Here is a 17,596-nt window from a genome sequence, read left to right as displayed (position 1 = left end):
GTCTTCGCTCGGCTATCCCGCGACCCGGCCTCCCAAGGAACCCCCGCTCGGCACGGAACCGGCCAGTGCGTCCTCGACGCAGGCGTAGATGGGCTGGAGAGCATCGAGGTCGAGGAGGGCCACGATGCGGGTCACGACCAACGGGCTGCCGACCACGCACAGCCGCACATCCCGGAGCCTGCATGCCTCGGCCTCCTCGGCCAAGGCCAGCATGGAACGGCAGGCCATGAAGCCGAGGCCGCTGGTGTCGATCACGATGGGGCCCGGCGCCGCGGTCGCTGTGACGACCTCCCGCAGCAGTCTGCGCCACGTCGGCAGAGTGTAGGCGTCGACCTCGCCGTGGACATGGACGATGGCCGCGTTGCCCCGACGTTCGACGGTCGCGTTCAATCCGGGGCGGGCGTCTTCCGGCTCATCGGCCGGTGGTTGGGTGGGGTTGCTGAGACCGTGCAGTGCTGTGCTCATATGGGCACACTCGATTCGTTTCGCGCCTAGGGCGCTCGACAGTCGGGCCCACCCTGCATCCTCAAGACAGACCTGTCTCTCTTTACTAACAGAGACAGGCCTGTCTGTACAGCGCTATGGTGACAGGGAGATGGAAACGCCGAACCCTCCACGCATCGCACCCGCCGCACCCGCGCGCGAGCGAATCCTCAGCACCGCCTACGCGTTGTTCACGCGTCGCGGCGTCCGAGCGGTGGGCACTGACGAAGTGATCGCGATGTCCGGTGTGGCCAAGGCCACGTTGTACAGGCATTTTCCGTCCAAGGACGATCTCGTGCTCGCCGTGCTGCAGCGTCGCGAGCAGCTGTGGACGCTCGGCCTGGTCGAAACCCAGTCTCGCGCGCGCGGCAACACACCCGAAGAACAGTTGCTGGCGATTTTCGACGTCTTCCACGACTGGTTCCAGAAGCGGGAGGATTTCGACGGCTGCTCGTTCATCAATGTCCTGCTCGAGCTCGGCGCCGCGCATCCGGCCGGGCAGGCCAGCATCGGATACCTGGACAATATCCGGGCCATCGTCCGCGGCCGGGCCGAGGCGGCGGGATTGTGTGACCCGGATGATTTCGCCCGGTCCTGGCATATCCTGATGAAGGGCTCGATCATCTCCGCTGCCGAGGGAGATCTGCTGGCGGCCCACCGGGCCAAGCTCATGGCGCGCATGCTCATCGAACAGCACCGCCCCGCCGAGCCGTAGCGACGCGGGCGCATCGACCCACCGACGCACAACTAGTGGTGAGATCATCGTCGGCGAGGAAACGAGCGACGAGTCGATCGCGCGCACTATCGAGAGTGGTGCCGCGCAAAGTCCGTATATCGGACCTGGTCATGGGCGGTGGAACTGCCACTGCTGGATATCGCTGGTGGCCGCGAAGCGCGTCAACCCGATCTGCTCGGTGCCGATCTCATGGCCCGGCAGGGCCAGAACGAACTCAGCGGCGGGCCAAACGGCGATACGGTAGCAGGCGGGATGAGCTTCGTCGGTGCTGATCTGCCATCCCATCGGCGTCCCGCTGCATTCGACATGAACCCCCTCGGACACCAGACCGTCGCCGAGTCCGAGCCGGGTCCCGGTGCGCCCGTTGGTGATGTACCAGATCCCTTCGCCGAATTCCGGCGCGGTCGACAACAGCCAATGCTGCCAGCCGTCCTCCACACTCGCCTCACCCACTACCGTGACCTGGTCAGCGCTGTCGAGCGCCAGCACATGACCCGTGCCGACGTTGACGATCCGATAAACACCCTCGCTCAACTCAGCCATGATCCGTCGTCCTCGCCGTGTGGACACACCACGCATACCACCACCGACAACAACCTCCCGATAGAACCTCGACCGTGGGGGCTCACCGCGGTGGCTGATCTCGAAGATTGCGGTTGATACCGAATTACCCGTCTCCAAACCAATGAACCACTTCAACAGACCGGAGTTCGCCGCCCCGCGCATCGTGCGCAGCCACCGGCGCTCGTCACATGTCATGCCTGGCCGCCACCTTGCGCACCCGTATACCTCGGACCCGCACCGGTGACCAGAACCGCGATCCGCTGTCCCTGCTCCCACTCGGACCCCGACGAGTTCTGCCGCGAATATCCCTCGATATCGCGTGCGGTCGCCCAAGCCGGGTATCACGCTCGCACAGCGACCATCGCACGTGCACGAGCACCCGAACGCGGCGCAAACTGCCGCACCTCGGCTACGGCCCGGAGATCGAAGGAGGCGTCATGCCGGTCCGACACCGCACCTACCTCGTCCGCCTCGACCCCTCCCGGCGCGGCGAGAGTGCGACACCGAAAGGTGCGCGCGGGAAGTTTCTCGACTGGTTGCAAACCGACGACGCCGAGGTCGTCGAGCTCTGCGGCGCAGATCGCGTCGTCATCTCCTGTTCCCAGGAGACCGCCGACGAAATCAAGGACCTCGAGTATGTCCTGGACGTCGCGCCCCACGCTTAGCGCACTGGTGACCAACGCCCGACCGCCCGGAACCCTGGGCGGAGAAACTCCGCTCGACTTCTTCCGAACGCCGCACCGAGCCGAGACTCCGATCGAGCCCGGGCTCGTCGGCCGGTTCGCGGGCGGCCGCGGGGAATCTCAGCCGTTGCCGTAGACACGGTCCGGCAGGACCAAAACCACTGCCCTGCGCTCGGCGGCCATCACTCTGTCGTACTCGGCCCAATCCTCGTCCGCGCCGGTCGCCGGATGCCGCAGCACACCCGCGTTGACCACGGACGATTGCATCGTGCGGTCGGCTCGCAGGGTGGAGATCACACAGAGGCCGTGGTCGCCGGTGATCAGCCGGGCGAAGTCCGCGAGATCGGTCACGCCGGAAGTCTACGTAGCCGGGTCGGCACGGCCGCCCGGAACACGGCTCCGGTCAGCCTGCCCGACCGGGTCTCGGAAACCTCGCGGCAGGTCGACCAGCTCCGTCGCGGCACGTGCTGCGTATTCGCTACCGGCGTCGACACGGTGTATGAACAGCAGCGGCCAGGGTAGTGCTGACCATATCGTCGCTGCGTCGACGCGGCCCGATGCCTCATCGACGGGGTCGCGCTCGCCATCGTCGACAGAAGCATTACGGAGCGACCCGAAGGCTGGTGGCGTCATGATCTCGCAGGTCCTCGATGCTGGATTCGCGGCATCACCGGCTACGACCGTTGGCTACGACCGATCTTCTTTCGGGGCGGGAATGGTCAACAGGCCGAGAATCGCTCGAGCCTGCTCCGCGGTCGGCGTGGGCAGGCTGCCGCGACCGTGGATGAAGCCGATGCCCAAGTACACCATCGCACCGGCGCGCAGCCGTGCTTCCTCCGGTCCGAAGCCCAGTTCCAGCATCGCTTTCTGCACCGTTTCGAAGATCTGTTGGTCCAAGGCGCGCACCGTCGCGGCCACCTTCTCATCGCTTCGTGCCCATTCGCGCACGGTGGCTTCGGTGGCCCAGGTGCCTTGGTCGATGAGATTGGCGGCCATGTTGGCGATGCGCTGCTCGACCGGAACGGACTCGATCGCGCCGAGTGCGCGGATGATCTCGGTCTGCAGCGCGCTCCAGCGGTCGGCCATCGCCTCCATGAGCTGTTCGATATCGTCGAAATGCCAGTAGAAACTGCCTTTGGTGACGCCGAGTTCCTGGCACAGCCGGGGGATCTTGATCGCGGAGACGCCTTCTCGGGCGAGCAGTGCCAGAGCGCCGTCGACCCATGCCTCGTACGACAGCCGCGGAGCGCGGCTGTTGCTGCGTTGCTGCGCCGCCGCTTTCCGGGAGCGCCGCGGTGCGGAGTTCGTGGCGTCCACGTCAGGGGGCCGGATGCTGTCGCCGGCCGGCGGCCGGTCGGCTGTCATCGGGGCGGCCCCGCGTCGGTGGAAATCACCTCTCGATGGTAGGTGACCCCGTTACGGGGCAGCTTCAGCGCGGCGACTGTCCACTGCACCCCTCCGGCGATGGTGCCGTATCTGCCCGTCACCGAACTCCTTTCACGATGATGCCGAGCGGACCCGATCCTTCCATTCAAAATGGTACCGATAACTATACTCGATGGTATGGTCACCGGCGTGGGGTGCGCGACGACGCCGCCCGAGAAGGGTTGGACGATGAGACTGCGGATCGGGCGCCGAAGTTTCTGCACGGCGTGTGTGCGGGCTTCGCCGGGTCGATGCTGGTCCGGACACGAGGTGTCGCCGAGCCGCTGCTGCCGCCCGGCATGGACAGCCCGCTGCTGTTTCATTCGCCGAGGGTCGAACCGTTCGTCGATGAACTACCCCGGCTACCGGTGGTGCGCGCGGGCATCACCCGGGCGAACGTCTACGCCGGACGCGCCGGGATGTTCCTGTCGCTGCTCGATCACGAAGACCACGACATGATGCTGAGGTACCGAGGGTGCGATGAGGCGAACGCCGGCGCCGATCCGCGCGCAGAGCTGAACGAAATGCCCCATCTCACCCACTACTCGGTCGACCAGCCCCAGGTGCTCGGGCAGATCATCGAGCACTCGCGGTCCGGGCTGGTCCGGCGTGAGCTGGTGGGAGGAGCAGGTCGGGCCGAACGACCCGGACCGCATCGGATACTAGGAGAAAGTCACCCATGTCAGTGGAAGTCCCGCCCGCGGGCGCGGAGGCTGCCGCGCAACAGCCGTCGGTGAAGTGCCCGACCGCGTTCCGGTACTGGGAAGCGCGCCGGTCCCCCAAAGTTCAGCTCCTCGAGCGTCTGTTCGTGCGAGTCACCGGGAAGGAGCTGTTTCCCACCGACGCGCAAGCAGTCGCGTTGTGCGAGGACTTGTTCACCGGCGATCCGGTCGCGGAACGGTTCGTCGCGGAGGTGATGCATGGTGCGGCCGGCCCCCGGGCCGGACGACGGATGCTGGAAACCGCCCTCGCCGCCGGCATCGACGCCCTACCGGACGCGCCGGAATCGATGCGCGCGCTGTTCGAGGAATTCGAGACGGTGCCCGAGTGGGTGGTGCCCGAACTGGTCGAGCAAGGCGCGGCGATCTGGCGACGGTGGGGCACGATGCTGTTCAGCTTCGCCGGCGCGGAAACACTGGAGATGTACACCGAGGCCGCTGTCGCGACCCCGTTGTCGCTGGCCGGCGGCTACGCCGGGGACAGCGCACTGCGCCGCTTCCTGGAGACCACCCGCTTCTGGATCGATGTCTCCGAGCCCCGCGCACTGCTGACTCCGGGCTCGGCGGGACGTGCCACGGCACTGAAGGTGCGCATCATGCACGTCTCGATCCGCGCGAAGGTCGCGGGTCATCCGGAATGGGACATGGACAGGTGGGGCCTGCCGATCAGCCAGACCTACCAGATGCTGACGCTCCTGGGCGGCAGCGTCACCCCCGGCCTCGGATTGTGGGCACTCGGCTATCAGACCACACCTTCGGAAATCCGCGCGCTGCTGCATTTCCAGAAGTACATGGGATACCTGCTCGGTGTGCGGCTGCGCTGGTACCCCGAAACGGTCCTCGACTCGCTGCGTGTTCTCGCCATGACCATCGCGTCCCGCTCCTACGACGCCGGTAAGCACGGCGCGGAGTTGATCGAGTCCTACCCGGTGGCGTTCGCGCCGCGCGACGGCCACCGCGGGCTCACGCGACTGCGTGAGGCGTACAACTTTCGCATCAACTCCGTGTACTCCGCGATGTACATGGCTCCTTGGACCCGGCGCCGGTACACCATGCCCCCGGCGTTCCCGTACATCGCCATCCCACTTCTGCGTTTCCCCCTCATCACGGTGATGGAGATCCTGCGCAGAACATTCCCGCCCTTCGCACGGGCGCACGAGAAGCTCATGCTCTGGCACCGCGAGAACTGGTATCGCGCCCAGATGCAGGGCCGCGAAGCGGCTTTCGACGCCAGCGGGGCGCTACGCCGATGACCCTCGCGCTGCGCGCCGCCGCGGCCGCGCCGATCCCGGACCCGATGCGCCACCGTCGTGTCCACCGACACCGAAAGCAGTCATGAGCACCGCAGAAATCGTCGAAGTGTGGAATGGGCCCGGCCGCCGCGACGGGGTGCTGACTTCCGTTGAGCCCCAGCACAACGGGCTTCACCCGTCGCCGAGCAGACTGGCGTTCGAGCACTGGTACTTCGACGCTCACCTCGACACCGGGCACGTGGTAATCGGATTCCTGACCAAACGGCGACCGGAGGATCTGCCCAACGCCAGACCATGGGTGGAGATGATGGTGTACGCCCCGGACGGCACCCGCCGCCAGGTGTCGCGGCGGTACCCGCGGGCGGCCGCGACGTTCTCCGCCGACACCTGCGACGTGCGCATCGGCGCCAATCACGCGCACACCGAGTACCCGGCGGACGGGCTGCCGATTCACCACCTGCACATGGCCGAGGACGGCTTGGTCTTCGACCTGCGATTCCACAACGAGACTCCCAGTTGGATGCCGGGCAAGGGCGAGACCCGATTCGGGACGCGGGATTCGTTCGGGTGGGTGGTCGCGGCGCCGCGCGCCCGGGTGAGCGGCGCCATCGAACTCGACGGCATCCGCCACGAAGTCACCGGGCGTGGATATCACGACCACAACTGGGGCGTCGGTGATATGAAGAAGATCATCGACCGCTGGCATTGGGGGCGGCTCTACGTCGAGGACTATTCGCTGCTCTATGCCTCGGTGCTGACCCAGCGACGGCAGGGCGGGCACGAGATCGGTCCGCTGATGCTCGCCCATCACGGCGACATCGTGTTGTCCACCGGCGAGACGGTGCTCACCGAAGGTCCGGCGCGATTCCACCCGGTCGCCGGTCGCACCTATCCGGAATGGATCGAACTGCGCGTGCCGGGAAGCGTGGATCTGCGCCTGGTCGTCGAGAAGGTCATCCATGCCCACGATTTGCTCGATGACGTCCCCGTCGCTCGATCACGACTGATCAAACCGCTGGTGCATCGGCTGGTCGGCCATCCCGGCTACTTCCGGTTCGAGTCGTCGTTCGAACTGATCGTCCACACCGGGACCGGCATCGAGACGCGCACCGGCTCCACATTGCACGAACTGGTCGCCCTGGCCTGATCCGGCCGGGTTCGATGTGGCAGACCTCGGCCGTCGCGCGCTCCACCGTCGGTGACGCCTGGGGGTCACCTCCGATCGAATCTGCCCATCCGCGCGGTGACCGAGGGTTGCGATTGACCGGCCCAGCTATCCGTTTCGTGTGCGATCACCTCGTTGACTCGGTAGGAGAAGTCCCGCAGCAGTCCCATCCGGCGGTCTATCTCACCATTGGAATTGGCGGCAGCCCGGGAGACAGATGCCCATTCCAGTTGGAAGTCGCACAGCATCGCGTTGATCGACTGCGCGCTGCGGAGGTCGCGCATCCACGCGGTGGAGACGCCGAAGAAGCGGTCGAATCCGGCGCCTCCGGCGGCGCAAGCGAGCAGGACGTATCCCCAGCTCGGGTCGATGGCGTGAACTCCGGCGGTCGTCAGTAACGGCACCAATATTCCGAGTAGGCCCAGAACGAGCGTGGTCGCGGTGAGGGCCAGGCTGGTTCGCCGCTTCGTTAGGCTGTCCCTCGAGTACCAATCGCGCGCGTCTATGGCATACGCCTCGACACGTTGGAACAGCCGGGCAAGGGTCTCATCGGAACTCGACCAGTCGGCGGATCGGAGGTCCAGCGAAGGCGGCACTCCGAGGTCCTGCGAGCGATCCCCGCCGATGGGCGATCGGTGCTCTGTCACGGCCGTACTGTATCTCCCCTACCTCTTCGGAATCATCTTTCGGCTGTTCGTCCGGCCGATCGATCGGCGTTGCGGCCTCCGGCGAGTCGCCGACCTTCTCGACCGCAGGTGGGCCGCTGCGCCGCAACGGGTTTCAGTTCTTCCTCGACTCCGGACGGTCCAGGTCCACTGCGCGGTCGGACATGAAACGTTATCGACACTCCAAAAAGAGTGCCTCGCCGGTGCTTTCGATTCGCAACGCGCGTGTGAGTGCGCAGATATGCACGGGCGCGGAGCTTTTGGGATGGAGTCGATGAAACGAGCCCCGTAGGGTCGGTCCGTCGCGCACCGGCCGGAATTGTCGATATGTCTCTGTCCGCCCGGCGGGTCCGCCACGGCCGTGTCTCGACGACGGGCGCGGCATGCCGGTGCCGGACATCGGATCGCGCTGATCGCAATCATTCACCGAAGGTACTGCGCCTCCTACTGTTCGGATACCCCGTCTGCCGAATCGTACGTCCGGACGACAGCGGTCGGGGACTGCCATATCCGCCTCGGTTCTCGATACCGATCCATCTTGATTTCGGAGCGAAGTGCAGCCAACCCCGTGGTCAGCGAGAGACACTCGGCTCGAACGAGTACCGAGCACTGTGCCGGGACGACTCGCCGGTTTCCGCGCGGACCTGTCGGCGTTTCACGGCCACTGGGGCTATCTGAGCGCCGTGGGAGGCAGCGCCGTCACGCTGATCCTGCTGTTCCAGCCGTGGCTCAGGGCCGCCGGCGCCGACGGCAAGGCCAGCGCCAATGCCTTCGGCCGGATCACCGCGACCACCTCGTACCTGAACACCTGGTCGTCCGCGCAACCGCCCACGGCGCGTATCAGTGGCACCCTGGCGATACTTTCCGCCGGCGCGATCGTCCTCACGGTCTGCTTGGTGGCGGCGAATCTGCGGCTTCGCACCGACACCCTGTCGCACGCGGCGACGGTCTCCACGGTGACCACCGCCGCCCTCGTCCTGCTCACGGTGCTCTACATCAACAGCAAGGCTCCCGAGTTGCGCGCCATGCTCGCCCGCAGCACCGACCTCGGTGGGCAGATCGGAATGGTGACGAGCTGGGCGTTCGGCACCGGCAGTCTTATCGCACCGGGAATCCGGCAGGTCTCCTACGACACCGCCGGACTCACCCATTGGCCGTTGCTCGCGGGCATCACCTCGCTCGGCTCGGCCGTCACCGCCGTCGCTCAATGGGTATACAACCGCCCGGTCACATCTCCGCAATTGCCGTGGGGTGGCGCCGGGAACGGACCGGCCCGGCGCGTGGTCATGTGCGCGAGGGTGTCCAGCAGTGCGCGCCGCCTCGCCGAGGAGATCCGATCGGTAACCGGCAGCCGGTCGGTGGTGACCTATGTCGACGGCGCGATCGATGATCCGAAGCGGCGCTGTACGGACATCACGCTGGCCCGGCGGGCACTGGGCTGGGCGCCATCGGTCGGTAGAGCGGAGGGACTGCGCCGCACGATCGACTGGTTCGCCGGGCGCGCGAACGAGTCAGCCGAGAAGTCGCTGCAACGATAGCCGACGCGCATGAATCGGTTTAGTGGTGACTTCAGCGGGTAGCGCCACCCGTATGTCGGCGGGCAGACCGACAGGTCCCGCGTCTCCAATAGAAAGGCGGCCCGTGCGCATTCTCGGAATCAACACGGTATTCCACGACCCCGCTGCCGCCCTGATCGTGGACGGAGAAATCGTCGCGGCGGCCGAGGAAGAGCGGTTCACCCAGCGCAGACACGGCAAGCGACCGGTGCCGTTCTCCGCGTGGGAGCTGCCCGAACAAGCAGCCGCATGGTGCCTGGAGCGAGCGAGATTACGTCCCGATCAGCTCGACGCGGTGGGGTATTCCTATGACCCGAATCTGGTCGATCATTCGCTCGGCGGTCTCGATCTGAACAGCGAACTGACTCGGACGGATTACGCGTTCCGCGCGCCCGCATTCCTCGCCGCCGCGTTGCCCGGCCTGGATCCCTCGATCGTGCGCTTCGTGCGTCATCATCTGGCCCATGCCGCGTCCGCGGCTCTCGCGGCCCCTTTCGGCGACTCCGCGGTCCTCGTGGCCGACGGCCGCGGCGAAAGCCATTCCTATCTCGCCGGAGAATATCGGGACGGCAAATTCGTCGAGTTGGCGTCACAGCGGCTGCCGCACTCACTCGGGCTGATGTACGAGGACCTCACCCAACATCTCGGGTTCACCCGGTCGAGCAACGAATACAAGGTGATGGCTCTCGCCTCCTACGGCACGCCCCGGTTCCTCGACCGATTCCGCGAACTGCTGTATTCCGTCCGGGACGGCGGTTTCCACACCGAACCGGTGGACTGGGAGGAATTCGCTCCCGCCGTGACCGGCGGCGGGCTCGGCCGGGACCATGCCGACCTCGCCGCGAGTGTCCAGCGGCGACTCGAGGACGTGTTGCTGGAGCTGAGCGCCTGGCTGCATCGCCAGACCGGACAGCAGAACCTCACGCTGGCCGGTGACATCGCACTGAACTGCGTGGCCAACAGCCGGCTGCACGCCGAGGGCCCCTACCAACGGATCTGGGTGCAGCCGGCAGCCGGTGACGCGGGCACCGCGCTGGGCGCCGCGCTGCAATTGGCGACCGAGTTCGGTGAGCGCGCCACCCCGATGCAGGGGGCCGCCCTCGGCCGTGAGTGGACCGACCCGGAACTGGAGGCCATTCTCCGCGCGGCGAAGGTCAAATACACCAGATCCGAGGACGTCGCGGCCGAAGTGGCGCAAGCGCTCGCGGACGACCACGTGGTGGCCTGGTTCCAGGGCCGGGCCGAATTCGGCCCGCGCGCCCTCGGGCACCGTTCGCTGCTGGCGCATCCCGGCCGGTCGGCGAATCTCGAACGCCTCAACGAGGTGAAGGGCCGCGAACAGTTCCGGCCGCTCGCACCGATGGTGCTCGCCGACCGAGCGGCCGAGATCTTTGGGCGCGGGCCGTTGCCGAGCCCTTACATGCTTTTCGTCCACGACGTCGATCCCGCGTGGCGGGAGCGGATCCCCGCCGTGACACATGTGGACGGCACCGCCCGGGCGCAAACCGTCGATCCCGCGGACAACCCGGTCTTGGCGAAGATGTTGTCGGAGTTCGACAAGCGCACGGGTTTGCCCGTGGTGATCAACACGAGCTTGAACACCGCGGGCAGGCCGATGGTCGACTCGCCACGCGACGCTCTCGAGTGCTTCGGTTCCGCCCCGATCGATCTGCTCGCCCTCGGCTCGTTCGTGGTCCGCCGCTCATGAACGGCCACACCGTGGACTACAGCATCGTGATCCCGACTACCGGCCGGGAAAGCCTTCGACTGCTGCCGAGTCGCTGGCCGCCGCGTCGGGTCCGAAGCCGCGAGAGATCATCGTGGTGGACGATCGGCCACGGGGCGGGGAGCTGACCGGATGACGGTGACCAGCGCGCTCATCCCACCGGCCGCCTGCTGGCACCGACTGCGCGGCGAGCTGCGCCGCCGGAACGCCCGGCGGCCACCCCCGGCCTCGACGGCGTTCGGGTGGTGGACGACCCGTATCTGGTGGCCAAGGACGCCGGTGCGCTCGTAATCCTCACCGAGTGGCCGGCAGTCGAAGTCAATCCAGCCAATGCCCGGGCGTATTTCTTGCTGGGCGAATCGGCTATCGCGGCAAGCGAATACAACGACGCCATCCGGTACATGACAGAGGCGACGCGCCTCGATCCATCATTCGCCCCGGCCTGGCGGGAACTCGGTGTCGCGCAAAGCCGAAACGGGGCGCTCGACATCGCAGTCGATTCCGTCCGTCAGGCTGTCACCTTGGACCGCGAAGACGCGGAAGCTCATTCGATTCTCGGGGGCATCTACCGCCGGAAGGCGCGCGAACTCGCACGAGGGCTTCCGTAGGTTCGAGGAACCACACCGGACATCGGCCGGCACGGCAGCGGCGGCACCACTGCAGGACATTCTGAACTCCACTCCATTGCCTGCTGACATCAACTCGGCCGTCCGCGCGCTGATTGCGTCATATCGCACGGCCTCGATGTGACACAGAGGAACATGGGACGCCCGCGGTCGCCGCGTCACCCGGGCAGCCTGATCGGAGTGCGGCGTAGCTCAGGCCGTCGCCGTTCGCTCCCGCCCGGTCCGAAATCGTCCGATCCGGCGAGTTCCTCCGCCGCGCCAGATATCGGTCCGGTAACCCTTGTGGGTCCGAGCACTGCCGGACAAGCAGCAGGCCGCTCCGCGAGGGACATAGCTTCTCCGCGCTCACGCCCCCATTCCGACGCCAGGTCACGTTTTGATCACGCGCGGCCACTCCTGGTCGTAGAAGAAAACCGGCCTTTCCTCCTTCTGGGATTACCGCCACACTATCGGTAACTGATAGTTAGCCTCATGAACGTCGTGGAGCGGCGGTAGTGCCGCCTCCTCCGACGCCTCGCTAGCCGGGCAACGGCGACCGAGGTTCGCGTCCTATTGCACATTCAATCGCTACCTCGGTCGATCGGAGCGTCGGCCCGGAGAACGTTATGGCTATCCCAGCGTCCATGCCCAGCTCGTTCGATAAGGCCGGTACCGGTGTTCCCCCTGCCGCCCGTTCGAGCCGGAGTGCCACTGCGGACCCGGCGCGGTCCCCGCGCGGCTTCGACGAGCAACTCGCGCCGCTGAGAATCCCTGCGCTGGTGGTGGGCACGCTGATGATCTGCCTGGGCCTCGTGGCGTTGCTGCCGTTACGCGCATGGCTGCACGACTACGGCCCGTGGCTGGTGATCGCCGCCTACCTGCAATACCTGGGCATTGCGGCGGCCTTGGCGATCTGGGGTCTGCGCATGACCGCGAGAGGCGGCCGCGCCAGATGACACGCGGCGAGGCGAGCGCGGCCCGAGGCCGTTCGAGCGGCGGGCTTCACACTACGGCCGGGTCCGCATCGGCGACGACGATTCCACCGCGCCAGGACTTGCCTTGACGCCGGCGGCAAGGTTTACCGTTGCGACGCTGGTGTGGTGCGGTAAGAGGAAGCGACCGCACGTGACCGCGCTGCCCTCTGTCCGAAGGTCTTTACGGGTTAGACGTCGTGAGGGCCGGCCGCCTGACCGATCGATTCGGGCACGTGACGACCCCGGCTCGGCCGAGCGAGCTACCGGTGCAAATTGCGGTCGAACAGGGCCAGCAGTTCGCGGTAATGCCGTTCGGCCGCCTCGGCGTCGTAGGCGGAAGTATCGGCCTGAGTGTAGCCGTGCTGGGCCCCCGCGTAGACCTCGGTGCGGTGGCGGACGCCGGCGGCATCGAGCGCCTTGTCGAACTGGGCGATGTGTTCCGGCGTCATGTGCTGATCCTCGCCTGCGTGGGCGAAATACAGCTCCGCCGTGATGTTTCCGACGGTCAGGTGCGGGCTGTCCGGGCCGTCGGTGACGAGCGGTCCGCCGTGGAATCCGGCCACCGCCGCGACCCGATCGGGGAACATAGCGGCGGCCAGCACCGCCAGCCGCGCACCCATGCAGTAACCGGTGAGGCCGACCTTCCCCTCCGCGACCCGCGGCGACATCGCCAGCCACTCGAGGTAGGCGCCGGTATCGGAGCGCAGGAGCTCCGGCGTCAGCTCGCGGATCATCGGGAAGACTTGCTGGAAGATCTCCGGACGCTCCGCCGGGTCGATGAAGTCCGGCAGCTCGATCACCGGCGCACGCCCGTGCCGGTAGTAGGCGTTCGGCATCAGAACGGTGTAGCCGTGGGCGGCGATACGATCGGCCAGCGATCGCAGACTGGGCCGCAGTCCGAACCCGTCCTGAATCACCAGTACTCCCGGATGGGCGGCGCCATCGTCGGGGCAGGCGACATACGCGTCAGCGACACCATCGGGCGTCCGAACGTCGACCGAACTTCCCCGCACCGCAGCCATTAATTCTCCTGTCGTGTCGACCGTTTCGAACATACCCGAAACTGTGTCGCCGACGCGTCGCACGCCCGCGGCACAGCGCTTCGTGACCGGATCCGCCGCGCGTCACCAGCGCTCAGCCCACTTTCACCCGGCGACAGCGAGTTCGCCCCGCGCCGACCGCGACGGTGGTGCGTCCGCCATCGACGTCGACGACGATTCCGTGCACGAAGGCCGCGTCGTCGGAGGCCAGGTAAACGGCCGCGGCGGCGATGGCGTCAGGATGGCCCGCACGTCCGGCCGGCGTACCGCGCATGAGCATCTCAGCCGGGAAGTCGAGAGCGGCCTCCCGGTCCAGCACGGCGGCAAAGGCGCCACAGTGGACGCGGCCGCCGTACGGCCGAAGAATCGGTTGCATGAGCAACACAGTCGACGACGAGGACTTCGCAGACATCCTCGCCCAGGTCAAACGGTTCGTCCGCACCGTGGTCGTGCCCCGGGAAACCGAGATCATGGCGGCCGACCGGATGCCCGACGACATCCGCGACGCGGCCGCGCGGATGGGCTTGTACGGATACGCGATCCCCGCCGAATGGGGCGGCCTCGGCCTGAACCTGAGCCAGGACGTCGAGCTGGCGATGGAGTTCGGCTACACCACGCTGGCCTTGCGGTCGATGTTCGGCACCAACAACGGCATCGCCGGTCAGGTGCTGGTCAACTACGGCACGGACGCGCAGAAGAAGGAGTGGCTCGAGCGGATCGCCTCCGGCGAGGTGGTGGCCTCGTTCGCCCTCACCGAGCCCGGCGCGGGCTCCAACCCGGCGGGCCTGCGCACTCACGCGCGCCGGGACGGCCACGACTGGGTGATCGACGGCCAGAAGCGGTTCATCACCAATGCCCCGCTCGCGAACCTGTTCGTCACCTTCGCCCGTACCCGTGAGGCGACCAAGGGTCACCCCGGCATCGCCGTGTTCCTCGTGCCCGCCGACACGCAGGGGGTCACCGTCGGCCCCAAGGACGCGAAAATGGGCCAGGAGGGCGCGTGGACCGCCGACGTCCACTTCGACGGTGTGCGGGTGCCGAATTCGGCGCTCGTCGGCGGCGCCGAGGAGGTCGGCTACAAGGCGGCGATGGTGTCGCTCGTGCGCGGCCGCGTGCACATCGCGGCGCTTGCCGTAGGCCAGGCGCAGCGCGCACTCGACGAATCGGTCGCCTACGCTGCCGCCAACACCCAGGGCGGCGTCCCGATCGGAGACCATCAGCTGGTGCAGGCGATGCTCGCCGAGCAGTACACGGGCGTGTCGGCGGGCCGCGCGCTGGTCAGGGACGCCGCCGCCAAGTACGTCTCCGGTGCGGACCGCCGTCTGGCCCCGTCGGCCGCGAAATTGTTCTGCACCGAGATGGCGGGCAAGGTCGCCGATCTCGCGGTGCAGGTCCACGGCGGCACCGGGTACATGCGGGAAGTCCCCGTCGAACGCATCTACCGCGACGTCCGGCTGCTGCGCCTCTACGAAGGCACCAGCGAGATCCAGAAGCTCATCATCGGTGGCAACCTGCTGCGTGACGCGCGCGCATGAACACGGACCCCCACCCGTCGGCCGGGTTCAGAGAGAGGTTCCGCCCACACTCGTGATGTCGTCATCTGCGAACCCATCGAAGGGGACGTCGAGGCCGTGCGGTGATGCTCGCCATGCGAATTCGTAGACGTTGGTGGGGCTCAGTGGCGGCTCGCGGCGTGGCGGCTCGGTGATCGAAACATCAGGTCCGGGGAGGCGGTTGTGAGTGCTGGGGCGGGGTGACGGCCGGGCCGGTGGAGGAGGCGACTCGACCGAGATCAGCCGGTGACCCGCCGCATACCCGATCGGTGCCGCAGGCCGGGCCACGAAGCGGACATTCCGGCTACCATCTGGCAAATGCACGTTCAGCGATGGTTTCCAGCCGGTGATCCGCATCCCTCGACCTGGTCGGCAGCGGCCCGGAGCCGGCAGGCCGCCCCCGTCACTCGCACAAGTCGTCAGGACCGGTTTTCCCAGACCTGACAAGTTCGGCTCTCCGGAGCCGCTGTGGCGCGACCTACGATGATCTTCCCGATCCGGGCACGGTGGGCCGCAAACGCGGAGGGAACGAATGCTCTCGACGACGAACGAATCGGAATTCTTCGGTCATCGAACCCGGAGAGGTAGGAGGGATGCGGGTGGGCTCGGCAGCGCGATCTGGGAAGCAGCGGGTTGTTCGTGGTCGGCTGAGAAAAACCGGCGCTGTCATGGCGACAGCCGTGCTCATGTCGTCGATCGGGGCGACCGTGGCAACGGCCGCGCCGATCCATGCACCGATAGCGCGCGCACCGGTAGGCGGATACACGGAGCTATCCGTGCCATCCAGCATGGGGCCGATCAAAGTCCAGGTCCAATGGGCGGCCCGCGGCGGGAGCGCGGCGCTCTATGTCCTCGACGGCTTACGTGCCCCGGCCGACCACAGTCAGTGGACGACCGATACCGACGCCCTGCGCCAGTTCGCGGACGACAACGTCACAGTGGTGTTCCCGGTCGGTGGCCACTCGAGCTTCTACACCGACTGGTACCGATCCAGTAGCACCAACGGTCAAGCGACGACGTACAAATGGGAAACCTTCCTCACCAAGGAATTGCCCGCCTATCTGGCGGGGTACGGAGTATCGCGCACCAACAACGCCATCGTCGGGGCGTCCATGGGCGGCAACGCCGCCCTGACGCTGGCCGCCTTCCACCGCAATCAGTTCAAGTTCGCCGGATCCTTCTCCGGATTCCTGCACCCGACGTTCCCGCTCTGGAACGAAGCGATGCGCGCCGCCATGTGGGACGAGGGCAACTTCAACGTCGACGACATGTGGGGCCCGGCCGGGGATCCCGCCTGGAGCCGCAACGATGCCACCGAGCAGGCGGAATTGCTGCGCGGACTGCCGATCTACGTCTCGAGCGGCAATGGCCTGCCCGGCCCGCTCGATGTGCCGTTCGGACTCGGGAACACCGTCAACGCGATGGGGCTCGAGACGATGACGATCACTTCCGCCCAGATGTTCCGTGATCGGATCGCCGAACTCGGCATCGACGCCCGCATCGACATCATCGACGGAACACATACGTGGCCCTATTGGCAGCAGGCGCTCGCGACTGCGCGTCCGATGATCCTCGATACGCTCGGCGCGCACTGAAGGCGGCGATCATCCAGTCGCGCAGCGGGACAACGGTCCGGAAGTAGCACCACCACGGTGGCGGCCGCGCGGTTTGCCGTCACCGTGGCGCACGGGCCTGGCGCGATGTCCCGCCCGCCCTCACCTGAGGGCGCTGTGAGTCAGCGGCGCGTTGGTGGACACTGCGGGGTTCTACACGAGCCGGGGCTCGAGGACCGCCTCTGCGGTGTGCAGCGGGGTGCGAGAACGCGATCAGGGTGCCACCGCTGCCGCAGCATCGTGCGCTGCCCCGCTCCACCGACGCCCCGAGACCGTTTCGATGCCGGAAGACGGGGTAGATGCCGGGAGTGGGAAACATGCCGCCTAACGGTGTCGATGAGGCAGCGGTCGCCGCCGCGCGACAGGTGATCGAGCAGGCGAAGGGTGCGGTGATGCTGGTCTACAGCGTCGACGCCGACCACGCTTTCGCGATCCTGCGAGCCGCCTCCCAGGACACCAACGTCAAACTCCGCGACATCGCGGCCGCGGTGGTCGAGGAACTCCCCGAGATCGGCGCACCCCAAGACATGGAAGCGCTACGAGAATCCTTGGATCGCGTGCTGTTCAAAGCCACCACCCACCCGCCGCACCACTGACGACCATCCCGTCCACGTGCCGTCGGCGTTCGGTAGCCGCCGAATTCGAGCCGGCCCGGCTCAACGAGCAGCATGTGAGGACTCGCACCAGCCGACGCTGCCGCCGGGCAGGGGGAAAGTGCTTGGTCCGGCGGCAGCGCGCGTATCCGACAGCGGGCACCGGCCACCCCCAGTGGTGACCAAAACATCTGTACCCGTCTGTTATTCGGCACCGCAGCGCCCAGCGTTACAAGACGGCGC

The 17,596-nt window shown here is 66.9% G+C and carries 20 protein-coding genes; 12 read left to right on the top strand and 8 right to left on the bottom strand.

All coding sequences use genetic code 11. From position 1 onward, the window contains the following. Positions 1–12 precede the first annotated feature (12 nt). Positions 13–465, bottom strand: a complete 453-nt coding sequence (locus tag NA8_RS08520) for an anti-sigma factor antagonist (protein WP_063049824.1) — start codon at positions 463–465, stop codon at positions 13–15. Between the two features lie 130 nt (positions 466–595). Between NA8_RS08520 and NA8_RS08515 the strand changes: the two genes are divergently transcribed. Beyond that, positions 596–1,198 carry a TetR/AcrR family transcriptional regulator gene (locus NA8_RS08515; protein WP_063049823.1) on the top strand — a complete coding sequence of 201 codons (603 nt, stop codon included), beginning with the start codon at positions 596–598 and terminating at the stop codon, positions 1,196–1,198. A gap of 129 nt (positions 1,199–1,327) precedes the next feature. On the opposite strand, the gene NA8_RS08510 is transcribed toward NA8_RS08515, so the two are convergent. Next, a complete protein-coding gene (locus NA8_RS08510; RefSeq protein ID WP_157106590.1) occupies positions 1,328–1,978 on the bottom strand; it encodes an RICIN domain-containing protein in 651 nt (216 codons plus the stop codon). A gap of 242 nt (positions 1,979–2,220) precedes the next feature. On the opposite strand from NA8_RS08510, the gene NA8_RS08505 reads away from it, so the two are divergent. Then, positions 2,221–2,448: a hypothetical protein gene (locus tag NA8_RS08505; protein ID WP_063049821.1), complete on the top strand. Its 228-nt coding sequence runs from the start codon at positions 2,221–2,223 to the stop codon at positions 2,446–2,448. A gap of 138 nt (positions 2,449–2,586) precedes the next feature. On the opposite strand, the gene NA8_RS08500 is transcribed toward NA8_RS08505, so the two are convergent. The 3 genes from NA8_RS08500 to NA8_RS35495 form a co-directional block, all read right to left on the bottom strand. After that, positions 2,587–2,817 carry a hypothetical protein gene (locus NA8_RS08500; RefSeq protein WP_063049820.1) on the bottom strand — a complete coding sequence of 77 codons (231 nt, stop codon included), beginning with the start codon at positions 2,815–2,817 and terminating at the stop codon, positions 2,587–2,589. Between the two features lie 336 nt (positions 2,818–3,153). Then, a complete protein-coding gene (locus NA8_RS08495; protein WP_245663722.1) occupies positions 3,154–3,783 on the bottom strand; it encodes a TetR/AcrR family transcriptional regulator in 630 nt (209 codons plus the stop codon). A gap of 44 nt (positions 3,784–3,827) precedes the next feature. Continuing rightward, entirely contained in the window at positions 3,828–3,953 is a 126-nt protein-coding gene (locus NA8_RS35495) for a hypothetical protein (protein WP_281198982.1), read from the bottom strand. A 120-nt stretch (positions 3,954–4,073) separates the two neighbouring features. On the opposite strand from NA8_RS35495, the gene NA8_RS08490 reads away from it, so the two are divergent. The 3 genes from NA8_RS08490 to NA8_RS08480 all read left to right on the top strand — a co-directional run bounded on the left by NA8_RS08490 (position 4,074) and on the right by NA8_RS08480 (position 7,010). Beyond that, positions 4,074–4,628: a hypothetical protein gene (locus NA8_RS08490; protein WP_157106589.1), complete on the top strand. Its 555-nt coding sequence runs from the start codon at positions 4,074–4,076 to the stop codon at positions 4,626–4,628. Then, positions 4,571–5,863 (top strand): oxygenase MpaB family protein, encoded by a 1,293-nt coding sequence (locus NA8_RS08485; protein ID WP_063049818.1) that lies wholly within the window; start codon positions 4,571–4,573, stop codon positions 5,861–5,863. Before NA8_RS08490 ends, NA8_RS08485 begins: the two co-directional genes overlap by 58 nt. A gap of 82 nt (positions 5,864–5,945) precedes the next feature. Beyond that, a complete protein-coding gene (locus tag NA8_RS08480; protein WP_063049817.1) occupies positions 5,946–7,010 on the top strand; it encodes a lipocalin-like domain-containing protein in 1,065 nt (354 codons plus the stop codon). 65 nt (positions 7,011–7,075) lie between these two features. Here the strand turns inward: NA8_RS08480 and NA8_RS08475 are convergent, their stop codons facing one another. Beyond that, positions 7,076–7,675: an SLATT domain-containing protein gene (locus tag NA8_RS08475; RefSeq protein WP_063049816.1), complete on the bottom strand. Its 600-nt coding sequence runs from the start codon at positions 7,673–7,675 to the stop codon at positions 7,076–7,078. 629 nt (positions 7,676–8,304) lie between these two features. On the opposite strand from NA8_RS08475, the gene NA8_RS08470 reads away from it, so the two are divergent. From NA8_RS08470 to NA8_RS08455, 4 genes are all read left to right on the top strand, one after another. Next, the gene (locus tag NA8_RS08470) at positions 8,305–9,231 is read left to right on the top strand and encodes a hypothetical protein (protein ID WP_063049815.1); all 927 of its coding nucleotides are present in this window, start codon (positions 8,305–8,307) and stop codon (positions 9,229–9,231) included. A gap of 103 nt (positions 9,232–9,334) precedes the next feature. Then, the gene (locus tag NA8_RS08465) at positions 9,335–10,957 is read left to right on the top strand and encodes a carbamoyltransferase family protein (RefSeq protein ID WP_063049814.1); all 1,623 of its coding nucleotides are present in this window, start codon (positions 9,335–9,337) and stop codon (positions 10,955–10,957) included. A 260-nt stretch (positions 10,958–11,217) separates the two neighbouring features. Further along, complete coding sequence (locus NA8_RS08460) at positions 11,218–11,583, top strand: tetratricopeptide repeat protein (RefSeq protein WP_063049813.1); 366 nt, start codon at positions 11,218–11,220, stop codon at positions 11,581–11,583. Between the two features lie 623 nt (positions 11,584–12,206). After that, complete coding sequence (locus tag NA8_RS08455; RefSeq protein WP_063049812.1) at positions 12,207–12,536, top strand: hypothetical protein; 330 nt, start codon at positions 12,207–12,209, stop codon at positions 12,534–12,536. Between the two features lie 278 nt (positions 12,537–12,814). Here the strand turns inward: NA8_RS08455 and NA8_RS08450 are convergent, their stop codons facing one another. Continuing rightward, positions 12,815–13,609: a dienelactone hydrolase family protein gene (locus NA8_RS08450; protein ID WP_245663721.1), complete on the bottom strand. Its 795-nt coding sequence runs from the start codon at positions 13,607–13,609 to the stop codon at positions 12,815–12,817. 79 nt (positions 13,610–13,688) lie between these two features. Further along, entirely contained in the window at positions 13,689–13,970 is a 282-nt protein-coding gene (locus NA8_RS33580; RefSeq protein WP_063049810.1) for an SDR family oxidoreductase, read from the bottom strand. Here NA8_RS33580 and NA8_RS08440 point away from each other — a divergent pair. The 3 genes from NA8_RS08440 (at position 13,969) to NA8_RS08430 (ending at position 17,356) form a co-directional block, all read left to right on the top strand. After that, positions 13,969–15,129: an acyl-CoA dehydrogenase family protein gene (locus tag NA8_RS08440; RefSeq protein ID WP_063049809.1), complete on the top strand. Its 1,161-nt coding sequence runs from the start codon at positions 13,969–13,971 to the stop codon at positions 15,127–15,129. The genes NA8_RS33580 and NA8_RS08440 overlap by 2 nt on opposite strands. Positions 15,130–15,740: 611 nt before the next feature. Further along, positions 15,741–16,742 (top strand): alpha/beta hydrolase, encoded by a 1,002-nt coding sequence (locus NA8_RS08435; RefSeq protein ID WP_084466620.1) that lies wholly within the window; start codon positions 15,741–15,743, stop codon positions 16,740–16,742. A gap of 335 nt (positions 16,743–17,077) precedes the next feature. After that, positions 17,078–17,356: an ANTAR domain-containing protein gene (locus tag NA8_RS08430; protein ID WP_245663719.1), complete on the top strand. Its 279-nt coding sequence runs from the start codon at positions 17,078–17,080 to the stop codon at positions 17,354–17,356. Positions 17,357–17,596 lie beyond the last annotated feature (240 nt).

It is taken from the genome of Nocardia arthritidis NBRC 100137, from assembly GCF_001612765.1.
Lineage (GTDB): Bacteria > Actinomycetota > Actinomycetes > Mycobacteriales > Mycobacteriaceae > Nocardia > Nocardia arthritidis.
This window is presented reverse-complemented; position numbering and strand designations above follow the sequence as displayed.

What these genes read in the sequence shown, in the direction of transcription:
- NA8_RS08520 (WP_063049824.1), bottom strand. Translation starts at nt 465, where the DNA reads ATGAGCACAGCACTGCACGGTCTCAGCAACCCCACCCAACCACCGGCC.
- NA8_RS08515 (WP_063049823.1), top strand. Translation starts at nt 596, where the DNA reads ATGGAAACGCCGAACCCTCCACGCATCGCACCCGCCGCACCCGCGCGC.
- NA8_RS08510 (WP_157106590.1), bottom strand. Translation starts at nt 1,978, where the DNA reads ATGACATGTGACGAGCGCCGGTGGCTGCGCACGATGCGCGGGGCGGCG.
- NA8_RS08505 (WP_063049821.1), top strand. Translation starts at nt 2,221, where the DNA reads ATGCCGGTCCGACACCGCACCTACCTCGTCCGCCTCGACCCCTCCCGG.
- NA8_RS08485 (WP_063049818.1), top strand. Translation starts at nt 4,571, where the DNA reads ATGTCAGTGGAAGTCCCGCCCGCGGGCGCGGAGGCTGCCGCGCAACAG.
- NA8_RS08480 (WP_063049817.1), top strand. Translation starts at nt 5,946, where the DNA reads ATGAGCACCGCAGAAATCGTCGAAGTGTGGAATGGGCCCGGCCGCCGC.
- NA8_RS08455 (WP_063049812.1), top strand. Translation starts at nt 12,207, where the DNA reads ATGGCTATCCCAGCGTCCATGCCCAGCTCGTTCGATAAGGCCGGTACC.
- NA8_RS08450 (WP_245663721.1), bottom strand. Translation starts at nt 13,609, where the DNA reads ATGTTCGAAACGGTCGACACGACAGGAGAATTAATGGCTGCGGTGCGG.
- NA8_RS08440 (WP_063049809.1), top strand. Translation starts at nt 13,969, where the DNA reads ATGAGCAACACAGTCGACGACGAGGACTTCGCAGACATCCTCGCCCAG.
- NA8_RS33580 (WP_063049810.1), bottom strand. Translation starts at nt 13,970, where the DNA reads ATGCAACCGATTCTTCGGCCGTACGGCGGCCGCGTCCACTGTGGCGCC.
- NA8_RS08435 (WP_084466620.1), top strand. Translation starts at nt 15,741, where the DNA reads ATGCGGGTGGGCTCGGCAGCGCGATCTGGGAAGCAGCGGGTTGTTCGT.
- NA8_RS08430 (WP_245663719.1), top strand. Translation starts at nt 17,078, where the DNA reads ATGCCGCCTAACGGTGTCGATGAGGCAGCGGTCGCCGCCGCGCGACAG.